The sequence below is a fragment of the Agromyces sp. NPDC058064 genome (assembly GCF_042885275.1).
Taxonomy (GTDB): domain Bacteria; phylum Actinomycetota; class Actinomycetes; order Actinomycetales; family Microbacteriaceae; genus Agromyces.
In genome coordinates this window covers 983426-997880 of the sequence record NZ_JBHVSE010000001.1, presented here as the reverse complement: position 1 = coordinate 997880, position 14455 = coordinate 983426, and the positions used below count along the sequence as shown (strand labels likewise).

The window sequence follows — 14455 nt, the reverse complement described above, 5'->3', positions numbered from 1 at the left end:
TTTCGCGTCGACGATCTCGTCACCATGGTGTGACGAACGTCGTCACACGCCCCATCGGGCACGACGAAGGAGACGCCATGACCGACACGTACATGTACCTCATCCACGAGCCCGACTGGGACTCGGACTCGTACCTCCGCGGCGGCGGGGTCCCGGGCGGTGAGCCCGAGACCAACTTCCCGGCCCACCAGGCCTTCCAGGACGCCGTCGTGAAGCTCGGCGCCCGCATCGTCGGCGGCGCCGCGCTGCAGAACGCACGGTACGGCGGGCGGGTCACTCCCGGCGACGGCGACCGCGTCGTCGACGACGCCGTCTACTCCGACGGGCCCTACCCCGACACGAGCGAGGTCGTCTCGGGCTACTACCTCGTCGAGACCGACGACGAGTCGCTCGCGCGGCGCATCGCGGCGCTCGTGCCCACCGGCGGCCACATCGAGTGGCGCAAGGTGTTCCCGGTCTCGTGAGCGAGTCGGTCGCCGGCCTCGGCGAGGACTTCGTCGACGCCTGGCCGCGGATCGTGCGCGCGCTCGCCGCCTACACGGGCAGCGTCGACGACGCGCAGGAGTACGCGGCCGAGGCCGTCGCGAGGGCCGTCGCGCGGTTCTCCGCCGAGGCGGGCGACGGGCCGCAGCTCGACTCGCTCGCTGAGGCCGGCGACGGGCGGCCGCTCGGCTCCCTCGCCGCGTGGTGCATCGCCGTCGGCAAGCGCGCCTTCATCGACGACCGGCGCAGGGCCGCGACCGAGCAGCGGCACGCGCAGCGGGTCGCGGCGGAGCTGGCCACGGCGACCGACGAGGAGGTCGCGGCCGGGGCATCCGCGCTCGACGACCGCGTCGCCCTGCTCTTCGTCGCCTGCGACCCCGCACTGACCGAGCAGGCGCGACTCGTGCTCGCGCTGCGGCTCGTGTGCGGGCTCGACGTGCCGCGCATCGCCGCCCATCTCGGCGTGCAGCCCTCGGCCGCCGCCGCGCGACTCACCCGGGCGAAGCGCGCGCTCGCCGAGGCGCGCGGGCGGTTCCACGTGCCCGAGGCGCCCGAACGCCGCGTGCGGCTGCCCGTCGTGCTCGCGAGCGTCGCCGGCATGTTCACCGTGGCCCACCGCGACGTGCTCGACCCGCGGACGCCGCTCGACGACCTGGGCCGGCAGTCGCTCTCGATCGCCGACGCGCTCGTCGCCGAGTACCCCGACGACGCCGAGGTGCGGGGCCTGCGCGCCGTGATCCGGCTCGGGCTCGCCCGTCGGCCCGGCCGCCTCGACGAGTCCGGTGCGGCCGTGCCCCTCGACGAGGTCGACCGTCGTCGCTGGGATCGCCGGCTCATCGAGGCCGGGCTCGACGACGCGGCGGCCGCCGCAGAACGGGGCGACGGGCGCTTCGTGCTCGAGGCCGCGATCGCCGGCCTGCACACCTCGGCGCCGAGCTTCGCCGCGACCGACTGGGCTCGGGTCGTCGACTTCTACCGCGCGCTCGAGCGGGTGTGGGGCGCGCCGTCGGTGACGGTGGCCCGGCTGTCGGCCGAGATGCACCGCGCCCTGCTCGCCCCGCCGTCGGGCGAGCGCACGGCACGCCTCCGAGCGATCGAGGGCGAGCTGCGCGAGCTCGCCGACGGGGCGGCGCCGTACGCCGCGATCGACGCGAGCCTGGCCCTGGCCGACCTCGCCTGGCGCAGCGGGCGCCGCGACGAGGCCGCGCCGCAGTACGCGCGACTCGCCGGGCTCGTGCCGACCGAACCCGTGCGGAGGTTCTGCCGCTCGCGGGCCGGTTCGGCCGGCTGAGGCGCGTCGGCGCCGCGCGGTTGCGCGGCAGTGCGGCTGCGTCGCTGCGCGGCTGCGCGCGGTTGCGCGGCAGTGCGGCTGCGCCGCTGCGCGGCCGTGGCGCGGCATCGGGGTGCCGCTCGACTCAGGCGCTCGTGCCCGGTCGAGCAGCAGCTCGCCCGATCAGCCGCGGGCTGCGGCGAGCCGGCGGCGTGCGGGCCCGGCGGCGAGCCACGCGATGCCGGCGATGACGCCGACGACCGCGACCGTGACGGCACCGACGCCGACCGCGTCGGCGACGGCGTCGGCCTCGAGCCGCTCGCCCTGCCGAAGCTCGTACGCGAGCGCGAAACCGACCGCGAACAACCACGTCGCGACGATCATGATGGCGGGGATCAGGGGTATCTTTCGCATGTCCACCTCCTTTCGCGTGACCTTCCAACATAGCCCATCCGGGAGGAAATTTCCTGAACAGGTGCCATTTCCTGATCGAAGTGACTTCCGTGCGGAAGCGGGCTATGGTCTTCGGAAGCCCGCCAGCTGATGAAGGGAAGCGAGCTCGAATGTCGAAGAAGTCCCCGCGCGGAAACGGCGCGAAGAAGACCGCCCAGCTCTCGCTCAAGGAGAAGCGCGCGCAGAAGCGCGAGAAGCTCGACGAGGGGTTGATCAAGCCGCGGAAGCGGTGACCCGCACCGCGTCGATCGGGTCATCCGGTCGACGCGGGGCCGGCCCCCGCCGGTATCCGGTGGATCGGCGCAGATCCCTCAGCAGCATCCCCCGGCGGACTCCGAGCCCGGTTGGTTCCGCCCGAAGGAGGGTGGATGATGGGCATCACGTGGGGAGGTGTTCCGGGAATGAGCGTGGACGCCCTGACGGTGCCGACCGGGCGCGAAGCCGCATTGCGGTCGCGCCCGCGCAGCGACGGCACCGCGGAGCGGGCACTGGTCCTCGGCGCGACGGGGTACCTCGGCGGCCGGCTCGTGCCGCGGCTGCTCGCGGCGGGCTACCGCGTGCGAGTCCTCGTTCGCAGCCCCGAGCGGTTGGCGGCGTTCGCATGGGGCTCCGACGTGGATGTGGTCGTCGGCGACGCCCGGGACGCCGACGTCGTCGGTCGTGCGATGCAGGACGTCGACGTGGTCTGGTACCTCATCCACTCGATGACGAGCGGCCGGCGATTCGCGGACCTCGATCGCAGCGTGGCGCAGGTCGTCTCCGAGGCGGCGCGTCGAGCGGACGTCCGCCGGATCGTGTACCTGGGCGGCCTGCATCCGCCGGACGCGGAGCTCTCCGACCACCTGCGCTCCCGCGTGGAGGTCGGGGAGATCCTGCTCGGATCCGGCGTGCCGACCGCGGCCCTGCAGGCTGGCGTCGTGATCGGTTCGGGCTCGGCGTCCTTCGAGATGATCCGCCATCTCACCGAGGTGCTCCCGTACATGCCCGCGCCCCGATGGGTGAGGAACTTCATCCAGCCCATCGCGGTGCGCGACGTGCTCTACTACCTCCTCGCCGCCGCGCGCCTCCCGGCCGACGTGAACCGGGCGCTCGACATCGGCGGCCCTGACGTGTGGCGGTACGGGCAGATGATGAACGGCTATGCGCTCGAGGCGGGCCTGCCGCAGCGCGGGATCGCCGCGCTCCCGGTCCTCACGCCGACCCTCGCCTCCCACTGGGTCAATCTCGTGACCCCGATCCCTCGTGCGCTGGCCCGGCCGCTGGTCGAGTCGCTGCAGAACAACTGCGTCATGCAGGACCATGACATCGACGCGCTCATCCCGCGGCCGCCGGGCGGGCTCACGCCGTACCGCGAGGCGGTGTCGTTGGCGCTCGGCCGCGTCGAGATCGACGAGGTCGAGACCAGCTGGCTCGATGCCAAGGTGCCCGAGGCGCCGAGCGACCCCTTGCCGAGCGACCCCGACTGGGCAGGTCGCACCGTGTTCACCGACGATCGATCGCGCGAGACCTCCGCGAGCGTCTCCGCGTTGTGGTCGGTGATCGCCGGCATCGGCGGCGAGAACGGGTGGTACTCGACGCCGGTCCTCTGGTCGCTCAGGGGTTGGGCCGACCGTCTCGTCGGCGGCGTCGGCCTCGCGCGCGGGCGCCGCAGCAGAACGCGCGTCGCGGTCGGGGACGCGATCGACTTCTGGCGCGTCGAGGCCTGCGAGGAGGAGCGCCTGCTCCGGCTCCGCGCCGAGATGAAGCTCCCCGGCAGTGCGTGGCTGGAGTTGCGTTGCGAGCCGAGCGACGGCGGTTCCCGGTACATCCAGCGGGCCGTCTACTTCCCGAAGGGCCTGAGCGGGCGCCTCTACTGGTGGGCGATCCTCCCGTTCCACGGCGTCATCTTCGCCGGCATGCAGAACCTGATCGTCGCGATCGCGGAGGGCAGGGATCGGACCTCGGGGCCGCGCTCGCCGGACGGCGACTCGACGCCGGACTGACCTCCGCCGCCGCGGCGCGAGACCCGTGGCATCCGGTCAGCGCCGCTCGAGCAGCACCATCACCTCGAAGTGCGTGGTCTGCGGGAACATGTCGAAGACGCGCGCCTTCACCGGGCGCAGCGACGGCATCGCCGCGAGGTCCTTCGCGAGCGAGGCCGCGTTGCAGCTCGAGTAGAGCACGTGCGAGACGGCGGATGCCTCGAGCCAGCCGCTGAGCTCGGCGCCGATGCCGCGCCGGGGCGGGTTCACGATCACCAGGTCGGGGCTCGCCTCGGCGCCGACGGCGAAGGCCGTGGCATCGCCCGAGGCGAAGCGCAGGCGCGAGAGCGCGGCATCCGTTCGGCTGAGCTCGGCGCTCGCGACCGCCTCGACGCTCGTCTCGATGCCGGTGACCTCGGGGCCGAGCGAGGCGCCGTCGCCGGCGGCGGCGCCGCCCGCGATGTGCAGGGCGAAGCCGCCGACGCCCGAGTAGAGGTCCCAGGCGGTGTCGGGTGCGAGGTCGCGGATCCAGTCGCGGGCGTCGGCGTAGAGCGCCGCCGCGATCTCGGTGTTCGTCTGGAAGAAGCTCTGCGGCCGCAGGTGCATCGTCACGTCGTTGAGCCGCATCGCGAGGGTCTGCGCCTCGGTCAGCACGATCTCCTGTTCGCCCTCGAGCACCGCCTTGTGCTCGGGCAGCACGTTCGCGGTGACGACGCGCGCGTGCGGCAGCTCGGCGAGGAGCGCGGGCAGGTGCTTGCGCAGGCGCGGCACCGGCTCGGTCGAGCGCAGCACGAAGCGGATCATGAGCTCGCCGTCGGGCGACTCGGTGACGATCAGGTGCTTGAGCTCGCCCGTGCGACGCCGTACATCGTACGGAGTGAGCCCGGCGAGCGTGATGAAGCGCGCGAGCACCGGGAACGCGGCACGGTGACCGGGGGAGCAGATGCCGCACGCCTCGAGGTCGACGCCGTGCCCGTCGGCGTCGAGGATGCCGATGGTGGGGGCGTCCACGGTGCCGCCGACGACCATCTTCGCCTTGTTGCGGTACCCGTCCTCGCGGCTCGCGACCGGCGCGAGCCACTCGGGCACCTCGAAGCGAGCGAGCAGCTCCTCGGCGTGACGCTGCTTGCCCGCGAGCTGCTCGGGGTACGGCCGACCCATGAGCGCGCACGAGGTGCAGCGCCCGGCGTCGAAGTACGCGCAGTCCACCCGTCAAGCGTAGGCCGCCGCGCGCGGTGCTCCGGCGCCCGCGGCTCGCGCGGCCGTGAAATGCAAGCTGCTGCGGCCAGGGCTTCGGAATTCGTCGGAAATCGCCGCGAACACCGACGGGATCGTCAGATCTCGAAGATTGTGCAACGAAATCGTTGACCCTGTCGTCGCCGCGTCGCTAGCCTGCGGGCACGGACGAGGCACGAGACGAAGGAGTCGAGATGGCGAAGCACGGGGACGACGAACTGGGGATGTCGGCGGGCATCAGCCGACGCGATCTGCTCAACGGGATGGCCGTCGTGGCCGGCGCCGCTGCGCTCACCGCGGTGCCGGGCGGAGCCGCGCACGCGCAGGCCGGCGAAGGCCACGCGGCGGCGAGCCGCCCGCGGCAGACGGGACTCGTCGGGCAGACCGACTCGGCCCGCCAGGCCGGTCACGGCGCGACCTTCGGGGGAGCCGACTTCGGAAAGCCCAAGGCCCTGCGCGAGGCCTACGACCTGGTGGTCGTCGGCGGCGGGGTGAGCGGCCTCGCCGCGGCGCACTTCTATCGCAAGCGCTTCGGCGCCGACGCGCGCATCCTCGTCGTCGAGGCGCTGGCCGACTTCGGCGGTCACCAGCACCGGAACGAGTTCTCGGTGCGCGGCCGCACCCTCCTCAGCAACGGCGGCATGGTCAACCTCGACAGCCCCGACACGTGGAACGCCCCCTCGCTCGAGCTCATGGACGACCTCGGCATCGACTTCGCCGAGCTCGCCGAGGGCGTCGACACCGGGCTCTACGGCTCGATGGGACTCACGAACGGGTACTTCTTCCCCGAGGAGTCGTTCGGCGCCGACACCTTCCTGCGTCGCGCACCGGGGGAGTCGACCGCCTCGCTCGTGTCGCGCCTTCCGCTCTCGCAGCAGGCGCGCGACGACATCATGCGGATCGAGACCTTCAGCGACGACGTGCTGCCCGGGCTCAGCGACGCCGAGAAGAAGCAGGCGCTCGCGCGCATGACGTACCGCGAGTACCTGCAGAACCTCGTCGGCGTGGGCGACGAGGCGCTCGTGTACTACCAGAAGCGGCCGCACGGGCTCTGGGGCGCCGGCATCGAGGCCGTGCCCGCGGGCGACTGCTGGGGCGTCGGCTACCCCGGCTTCGGCGGTCTCGGGCTGAGCCCCGAGCCGTACCCGGGCATCGGGCGCACGCCGGCGATGACGCTGACGACGACCGACGAGGAGCTCTACTACTTCCCCGACGGCGGGGCGACGGTCTCGCGACTGCTCGTCTCCCGGCTCGTGCCGCAGGTCTTCGGCGGCGTGCAGACGCAGGAGAGCATCATCGGCGCCTCGGCGAACTACGCGCTGCTCGACCACCCGAAGTCGAAGGTGCGGATCCGCCTGAACAGCATGGCGACCGCCGTGCGCCACCGTTCGGGCACGAGCGGTCCGATCGACGTCGACTACGTCAACGGCGGCAAGGCCTACCGGGTCGAGGCGAAGCACGTCGTCATGGCGTGCTGGAACGCCGTCTCCTCCTACGTCGTCGACGGGCTCCCGGCCGATCAGGTCGAGGCGATGCGCTACGGCGTCAAGGTGCCGCTCGTCTACGCACGGGTCGCCCTGAAGAACTGGACGGCGTTCGCGAACGCGGGCGTCTCGCGGGTGACGCCGTACCACCACTTCTGGGACAGCCTCGGCCTCGCGACCCCGACCGACCAGGGCGGCTACCGTTCGGCGCGCGACCCGAAGGAGCCGATCGTCGTCTCGCTGTCGAAGACGCCGAACCTGCCGGGTGAGCGCATCACCCGCGACCAGCACAAGGCGGGTCGCCGCGAGCTGCTGCAGGTGACGTTCGAGGACTTCGAGCGGGACATCCGCGACCTCATGCAGCGATCGCTCGGCGCGGCCGGGTTCGACGCGAAGCGCGACATCGCCGCGATCACGGTGAACCGCTGGTCGCACGGCTACGCGTACGAGTACAACTCCATCGCCGACCCGTCGATCTTCGGGCCGCTCGAGCAGCAGCCGTTCCAGGCCGCACGCCGCAGGCACGGCAACATCACGATCGCGAACTCCGATGCGCAGGCCTTCGGCTACACGCACGCCGCGGTCGACGAGGCGAGCCGCGCGGTGGCCGAGCTGAGCTGAACCGAGCCCCTGCGACGGGCGGGGTCGACGACGAGGAGCGGTACCGCGTCACCCGCGGTACCACTCCTCGTCGATGCTCGCGAGGCGCGACGGCATGGCCTCGCCGCCGAGGCCGCGGGTGGCGGGCAGCGGCCGGTGCGCACCCGCGCCGGCGCTACGGTGGTCGGATGAGCGACCCCACGGCCCGCCGCCTCAGCCCCGGCGACCCCGTGCGCGTGCGCGCGCTCAAGTGGGGCGAGGCGCCGCACTGGGCGTTCGACGGCCGTTGGCTCGGGGCCGACGAGCACGGCGACTGGATCGGCTTCGCGCCCGGCACGCGCTTCGCCCGGCCGGGCAACGAGTTCACCGCCGACTGGCCGTCGCTCACGCTCGTCGGCCCGTCGGGGTGGCTGCCGGCCTTCAACCTCGGGCATCCGCGCGGTCTCGGCATCTACGTCGACCTCGCGACCGTGCCCGAATGGCGGGCGGATGCCTCGGGCTGGACGGTCTCGTACGTCGACCTCGACCTCGACGTGGTCGCGCGCGACGGCGAGGCCCCGTTCATCGACGACGAGGAGGAGTTCGCCGAGCACGCCGTGGCCTTCTCGTATCCGGCCGAGCTCGTGGCACGGGTGCGCGCCGACGCCGACGCGGTGCTCGCCGCGGTCCGTCGGCGTGAGGCGCCCTTCGACGGCACGACCGCGGCGCACTGGTTCGAGCAGCTCGCCGCGCTCGGCGGGTAGGTCCCCCTCCGGATTCAGGAAGAAGGCGGCCCGTCAGGACGGAATCGCCGAAGACGTGCTGAGCGGGTTCCGTTCTCCTGAAACGGTGAAGGGTCGGTGCGCGCCCCTGCGGGCGCGAGCCCGCTCACGGCTCGAAGCGGTACCCCATGCCCGGCTCGTTGAGGAAGTGCCGGGGCGTGCCCGGCACCGGCTCGAGCTTGCGGCGCAGCTGCGCGACGTAGAGCCGCAGGTAGCCGGCATCGTTCGCGTGGAAGGGCCCCCACACCTCGCCGAGCAGCATCTCGCGGGTGAGCAGCCGCCCCGGATGCTTGAGGAAGAGCTCGAGCAGCCGCCACTCGGTCGGCGTGAGGCGCACGGATGCCGCGTGCCCGTCGTCGCCCGTCCGGCGGATCGTCTTCGCGGCGAGGTCGACCTCGAGATCGCCGACGCGGTGCACGGCCGCGGAATCGACCTCGTCGGCGGGGCGACGCGACCTGGCGCGGATCCGCGCGAGCAGCTCGTCCATCGCGAAGGGCTTCGTGACGTAGTCGTCGGCGCCGGCGTCGAGCGCCTCGACCTTCTCGGCCGAGTCGGTGCGACCCGAGAGCACGAGGATGGGCACGCTCGACCACGCCCGCACCGCGCGGATCACGTCGAGGCCGTCGACCTTCGGCATGCCGAGGTCGAGCAGCACGAGGTCGGGGTGCGCGCTCGCGGCGAGGTCGATCGCCTCGGCGCCGTCGCGGGCCGACACCACCTCGTACCCGCGCGCGCCGAGCGTGATGCGCAACGCCCGCTGCAGCTGGCCGTCGTCGTCGGCGAGCAGGATCCTCATCGCGCCTCCTCGGCTGCCGGCAGGGTGACGACCATGGTGAGGCCGCCGCCCGGGGTGTCGTCGACCTCCAGTGTGCCGTCCATTCCCTCGACGAAGCCCTTCGAGAGGGCGAGGCCGAGACCGAGGCCGGTGTCGTTGTCGGTGTCGCCGAGCCGCTGGAACGGGGTGAACACCTCGTCGCGCCGCTCGGGCGGGATGCCGGGCCCGCGGTCGACGACCCGGATCTCGACCCGGCCGAGGAAGGTCGACGCCGCGAGCCGCACGCGTTCGCCCGCCGGGCTGTGCCGCACGGCGTTCGCGAGGAGGTTCACGACCACCCGCTGGAGCAGCACCCCGTCGGCGAGCACCGGCCGCAGCTCGTCGGCGAGGTCGAGCTCGACCTCGCCCGGCCCGATCCCGAGCTCGTCGAGCGCGGCGAACACGACGTCGGCGAGCTCGGTCGGCGCGAGCGTCACGGCCAGCGCGCCTGCCTGCACCCGGCTCACGTCGAGCAGGTTCGTGACGAGCTCGGCGAGCGCGTCGAGGCTCTCGGCTGCGGTGTCGAGCAGTTCGACCCGCTGCTGCGGCGGCAGCTCGACCTCGTCGGAGCGGAGTGCGCTCACGGCGGCCGACGCCGAGGTGAGCGGTCGGCGAAGGTCGTGACCGACCGCCGCGAGCAGCGCCGAGCGCACCCGGTCGGTCTCCGCGAGCGCGTCGGCAGTCTCGGCGGCGCGGGCGAGCGCGCCGTGCTCGATGGCCTGCTCGAGCTGGTTCGCGATGACCTGCAGCAGGCGGCGCTCGGATGCCTCGAGGTCGCCGCCGTGGAGCTCGAGCACCCCGTACGTGCCGATGGGGACCTCGGTCACGTGGTCGTCGACCCGGTGGGCGTCGCTGCGCCCGCCGGCGACGGGTTCGCCGTCGGCCACGAGGGTCTCGCCGTCGACCACGAGCCGCACTCCGGTGAGCCCGAACGCCTCGCGCGTGCGGGTGATCATCGCCTGGAGGGCATCCTCGCCGCGCAGCACGCTGCCGGCGAGCGTCGCGAGGAGCTGCGACTCCGCCGCCGCGCGCCGTGCCTCGCGCGTGCGCCTCGCCGCCTGGTCGACGACGTAGCTGACGAGCAGTGCATTCGCCACGTAGAAGAGGAGGGCGAGGAGCTGCCGGGGGTCGGCGATCGTCAGCGTGTAGAGCGGCGCGACGAAGAGCAGGTTGAGGGTGAGGCCCGAGAGGACCGCGGCGAAGAGCCCCGGCCAGATGCCGCCGACGAGCGCGACGACGATGACGAGCGACTGGTAGGCGAGCACGTCGCTCGTGATCGAGGTCTCGGTGTGGAAGGTGAAGAGCAGCCAGCTCAGCAGCGGCCCGGCGACGAGTGCCAGTGCGAACCCCGCGATGAGGCGCTTGCGGCTCAGCGCGCCGCCCAGCCTCGGCAGCGAGAACGTCGCCCCCGCGGCGGCGTGCGTCACGATGTGCACGTCGATGTCGCCCGACTCGCGGATGACCGTCGCACCGATGCCGGGCCCCGAGAACGCGGCGGCCAGCCGGGAACGTCGGCTGACGCCGATGACCAGCTGCGTGGCATCCGCCGACCTCGCGAACTCGACGAGCGCCCGCGGCACGTCCTCGCCGACGACCTGGTGGAAGGTGCCGCCGAGCTGCTCGACGAGGGTGCGCTGTCGGTCGAGGGCTCCCGGGTCGCGAGCGCGCATCCCGTCGGGATTCGTCACGTGCACCGCGATGAGTTCTCCGCCCGAGGACCGCTGGGCGATGCGTGCACCGCGTCGCAGCAGGGTCTCGCCCTCGGGCCCGCCCGTGAGGGCGACGACGACGCGCTCGCGCGCCTCCCACTTGTGGTCGATGCCGTGCTCGGCCCGGTACGCCTTGAGCGCCGAGTCGACCTCGTCGGCGAGCCACAGCAGGGCCAGCTCGCGCAGGGCGGTGAGGTTGCCGAGGCGGAAGTAGTTGGAGAGCGCGGCGTCGATGCGCTCGGCCGGGTAGACGAGGCCGCTCGAGAGGCGGTCGCGCAGCGCCTGCGGGGCGAGGTCGACGACCTCGATCTGGTCGGCGGCGCGGAGCACCCGGTCGGGAATGGTCTCGCGCTGCGGCACGCCCGTGATCTGCAGCACCACGTCGCCGAGCGACTCGATGTGCTGCGTGTTGACCGTGGAGATGACGTCGACGCCCGCGTCGAGGAGCTCCTCGACGTCCTGCCAGCGCTTGGCGTTGCGCGAGCCCGGCGCGTTCGTGTGCGCGAGCTCGTCGACGAGTGCGACCTCGGGCCTGCGCGCGAGCACGGCGTCGAGGTCCATCTCGTCGATCGCCATGCCGCGGTGCGTCGTCGAGCGGCGGGGAACGATCTCGAGCCCCAGGGTCATCGCGGCCGTCGCCCGCCGGCCGTGCGTCTCGACGAAGCCGACGACGACGTCGTGCCCCTCGCCGACGAGGCGCTTGCCCTCCTCGAGCATCGTGTACGTCTTGCCGACGCCGGGCGCGGCGCCCAGCAGTACCCGCAATCGCCCCCGCTTCATCCGGTCAGTCTCCCATCTCGTGCCGAGGCACCTGGCCGCCCGCTTCGTGCGAAATCGGGCGGCTCGGTGCGATCGGGTCGTGCAGGTTCGGGCTCAGAGCTCGGCGAGCGCCAGGTTCAGGCGCAGGACGTCGACCGTCTCGTCGCCGAGGTAGCCGAGGTCGCGGCCCTGGATGTGCGATTCGACGAGCTGCTCGACGTCCGCCTCGGACAGATCGCGAGCGGCCGCGACTCGCGCGACCTGCAGCCGGGCGTACTCGGGGCTGATGTGAGGATCGAGGCCCGAGCTCGAGGCGGTCACCGCGTCCGCCGGCACCTCGTCGATCGAGACGCCGTTGAACTCGGCGACCTGCGCCGTGCGCTCCTCGATCGCCGCGATCAGATCGGCGTTCTCGGGGCCGTGGTTGCTGCCGCTCGATGCCCCGCCGTCGTAGCCGTCGCCCGCGGCCGACGGGCGGGGCTGGAACCACTCGGGCAGCGGCTCGCCGTCGGCGTCGGCGAAGGACTGGCCGATGAGCGCCGAGCCCACGACCGTGCCGTCGCCGTCGCGGACGACCGAGCCGTTCGCCTGCGCGGGCATCGCGAGCTGGCCGATACCGGTGACGACGAGGGTGTAGGCGACGCCGAGCACCGCGGTGAAGACGAGCATCGCGCGGACGGCGACCCAGTGGGTGCGCACAATGGTGCGAGTGGAGCTCATGGTGTGTCCTTTCCTGCCCGGGCCTAGAACCCGGGGATGAGGCTGATGACGAGGTCGATCAGCTTGATGCCGATGAAGGGGGCGATGATGCCGCCGAGGCCGTAGACCAGCAGGTTGCGGTTGAGGATCGCCGATGCCCCGCCCGGCTTGTACTTCACGCCGCGCAGTGCGAGCGGGATCAGGATCACGATGATGATCGCGTTGAAGATGATCGCCGACAGCACCGCCGAGGCCGGGGAGTGCAGCTGCATGAGGTTGAGCGCCGCGAGTCCCGGGAACACGCCGGCGAACATCGCGGGGATGATCGCGAAGTACTTCGCCACGTCGTTCGCGATCGAGAACGTCGTCAGCGCACCACGGGTGATGAGCAGCTGCTTGCCGATGCGGACGATGTCGATGAGCTTCGTCGGGTCGCTGTCGAGGTCGACCATGTTGCCGGCCTCCTTCGCGGCCGAAGTGCCGGTGTTCATCGCGACGCCGACGTCGGCCTGCGCGAGCGCGGGCGCGTCGTTCGTGCCGTCGCCCGTCATCGCGACGAGGTTGCCGCCCTCCTGCTCGCGTCGGATGAGCGCGAGCTTGTCCTCCGGGGTGGCCTCGGCGAGGTAGTCGTCGACGCCGGCCTCCGCGGCGATCGCCTTGGCGGTGAGCGGGTTGTCGCCCGTGATCATGACCGTGCGGATGCCCATCGCGCGGAGCTCGGCGAAACGCTCGGTGAGGCCGTCCTTCACGATGTCCTTGAGGTGCACGACACCGAGGAGCCGGGCTGCGCCCGAGGCATCCTTCGACGCGACGACGAGGGGGGTGCCGCCGCCCGTCGAGATCGCCTCGACCCGCTGCTCGAGCTCGTCGAGCCTCGACGAGGGGATCGGGCCGGATGCCTCGACCCACGCGATGACCGCCGAGCCGGCCCCCTTGCGCACGATGCCGCCGTCGGCGAGGTCGAGTCCCGACATCCGGGTCTGCGCGGTGAACGGCACGACCTCTCCGGCGGGAGCCTCGGCGAAGCGGACGCCCCGGACCGCGGCGAGCTCGACGATCGACGCCCCCTCCGGGGTGGGGTCGGCGAGCGAGGAGAGCGCGGCGGCCTGCACGAGCTCCGCCTCGTCGACGCCCGGCATCGTCACGAACTCGCTCGCACGGCGGTTGCCGTACGTGATCGTGCCGGTCTTGTCGAGCAGCAGGGTGGTCACGTCGCCGGCGGCCTCGACCGCGCGACCCGACATGGCGAGCACGTTGCGCTGCACGAGCCGGTCCATGCCGGCGATGCCGATGGCCGAGAGCAGGGCGCCGATCGTCGTCGGGATGAGGCAGACGAGCAGGGCGATGAGCACCGTGATGCTCGCGGGCGAGGCCGCGTACGAGGCGATCGGGTTGAGGGTCAGCACGACGACGACGAACACGATGGAGAGGCTCGCGAGCAGGATGTTGAGCGCGATCTCGTTCGGGGTCTTCTGCCGGGCGGCGCCCTCGACGAGCGCGATCATCCGGTCGACGAACGTCTCACCGGGCTTCGAGGTGATCCGCACGACGATGCGGTCGCTGAGCACCCTGGTGCCGCCGGTCACGGCCGAGCGGTCGCCGCCCGACTCGCGCACGACCGGCGCCGACTCGCCCGTGATGGCCGACTCGTCGACCGAGGCGATGCCCTGGACGATGTCGCCGTCGCCGGGGATGAGCTCGCCCGCGGCGACGACGACGAGGTCGCCGAGTCGCAGGTCCGCCGACGAGATGTCGGTGAGCTCGGTGTGCTCGGCGAGCGCGTCGCTCACCTCGTCGTAGTGCCCGATGCGGTGCGCCACGGTCGAGGTGCGGGTCTTGCGCAGCGTGTCCGCCTGCGCCTTGCCGCGACCCTCGGCGACGGACTCGGCCAGGTTCGCGAACACGACCGTGAGCCACAGCCAGACCGCGATCGCCCAGGTGAAGCTCATCGGCACGGCGCTGCCGCCCGACTCGGCGGGGCCGCCGAGGAACGGCTCGGCGATCGCGAGCGCCGTGGTGAGCACGGCGCCGACCTCGACGAGGAACATGACGGGGTTGTGCCACATCTCGCGCGGGTCGAGCTTGCGGAGCGCCCCGGGTAGTGCGGCGACGAGCTGCGTCGCCCCGAACGGGGCCTTCGGCTTCGGATGGGGGTGCGGGTGGTGCTCCTCGGTGACGACCGGGGCCGAGGCATCCGCCCCGGGCGTGCGGGTGGTGAGCGACATG

At 72.5% G+C, this 14455-nt stretch carries 12 protein-coding genes; 6 read left to right on the top strand and 6 right to left on the bottom strand.

The window, feature by feature from the left end; genetic code table 11:
* Nucleotides 1-77: 77 nt before the first annotated feature.
* Nucleotides 78-464: a YciI family protein gene (locus ACFVSL_RS04620; protein WP_386938893.1), complete on the top strand. Its 387-nt coding sequence runs from the start codon at nt 78-80 to the stop codon at nt 462-464.
* Nucleotides 461-1774: a DUF6596 domain-containing protein gene (locus ACFVSL_RS04615; RefSeq protein ID WP_386938892.1), complete on the top strand. Its 1314-nt coding sequence runs from the start codon at nt 461-463 to the stop codon at nt 1772-1774. The genes ACFVSL_RS04620 and ACFVSL_RS04615 overlap by 4 nt, the downstream gene beginning before the upstream one ends.
* A 162-nt stretch (nt 1775-1936) precedes the next feature.
* On the opposite strand, the gene ACFVSL_RS04610 is transcribed toward ACFVSL_RS04615, so the two are convergent.
* Nucleotides 1937-2167, bottom strand: coding sequence for a hypothetical protein (locus ACFVSL_RS04610; RefSeq protein ID WP_386938890.1), 231 nt, complete (start codon nt 2165-2167; stop codon nt 1937-1939).
* A 149-nt stretch (nt 2168-2316) separates the two neighbouring features.
* Here ACFVSL_RS04610 and ACFVSL_RS04605 point away from each other — a divergent pair, with 149 nt between their 5' ends.
* Together ACFVSL_RS04605 and ACFVSL_RS04600 are read left to right on the top strand one after the other, a co-directional pair.
* Nucleotides 2317-2439, top strand: a complete 123-nt coding sequence (locus tag ACFVSL_RS04605) for a hypothetical protein (RefSeq protein WP_376942031.1) — start codon at nt 2317-2319, stop codon at nt 2437-2439.
* A gap of 168 nt (nt 2440-2607) precedes the next feature.
* Nucleotides 2608-4188, top strand: coding sequence for an SDR family oxidoreductase (locus ACFVSL_RS04600; RefSeq protein WP_386938888.1), 1581 nt, complete (start codon nt 2608-2610; stop codon nt 4186-4188).
* Between the two features lie 36 nt (nt 4189-4224).
* Here ACFVSL_RS04600 and rlmC read toward each other — a convergent pair whose 3' ends face one another.
* Nucleotides 4225-5376 carry a 23S rRNA (uracil(747)-C(5))-methyltransferase RlmC gene (gene rlmC, locus ACFVSL_RS04595; RefSeq protein WP_386938887.1) on the bottom strand — a complete coding sequence of 384 codons (1152 nt, stop codon included), beginning with the start codon at nt 5374-5376 and terminating at the stop codon, nt 4225-4227.
* Between the two features lie 221 nt (nt 5377-5597).
* On the opposite strand from rlmC, the gene ACFVSL_RS04590 reads away from it, so the two are divergent.
* Together ACFVSL_RS04590 and ACFVSL_RS04585 are read left to right on the top strand one after the other, a co-directional pair.
* A complete protein-coding gene (locus ACFVSL_RS04590; RefSeq protein WP_386938885.1) occupies nt 5598-7508 on the top strand; it encodes an NAD(P)-binding protein in 1911 nt (636 codons plus the stop codon).
* Between the two features lie 167 nt (nt 7509-7675).
* Nucleotides 7676-8230, top strand: coding sequence for a DUF402 domain-containing protein (locus ACFVSL_RS04585; protein WP_386938884.1), 555 nt, complete (start codon nt 7676-7678; stop codon nt 8228-8230).
* Between the two features lie 124 nt (nt 8231-8354).
* Here ACFVSL_RS04585 and ACFVSL_RS04580 read toward each other — a convergent pair whose 3' ends face one another.
* The 4 genes from ACFVSL_RS04580 to kdpB all read right to left on the bottom strand — a co-directional run bounded on the left by ACFVSL_RS04580 (nt 8355) and on the right by kdpB (nt 14454).
* Nucleotides 8355-9044: a response regulator gene (locus tag ACFVSL_RS04580; protein WP_386938882.1), complete on the bottom strand. Its 690-nt coding sequence runs from the start codon at nt 9042-9044 to the stop codon at nt 8355-8357.
* Nucleotides 9041-11551, bottom strand: a complete 2511-nt coding sequence (locus ACFVSL_RS04575) for an ATP-binding protein (RefSeq protein ID WP_386938880.1) — start codon at nt 11549-11551, stop codon at nt 9041-9043. Before ACFVSL_RS04575 ends, ACFVSL_RS04580 begins: the two co-directional genes overlap by 4 nt.
* Nucleotides 11552-11644: 93 nt before the next feature.
* Nucleotides 11645-12250: a potassium-transporting ATPase subunit KdpC gene (kdpC, locus tag ACFVSL_RS04570; protein WP_386938878.1), complete on the bottom strand. Its 606-nt coding sequence runs from the start codon at nt 12248-12250 to the stop codon at nt 11645-11647.
* A 23-nt stretch (nt 12251-12273) separates the two neighbouring features.
* A complete protein-coding gene (gene kdpB / locus ACFVSL_RS04565; protein WP_386938876.1) occupies nt 12274-14454 on the bottom strand; it encodes a potassium-transporting ATPase subunit KdpB in 2181 nt (726 codons plus the stop codon).
* Nucleotide 14455 lies beyond the last annotated feature (1 nt).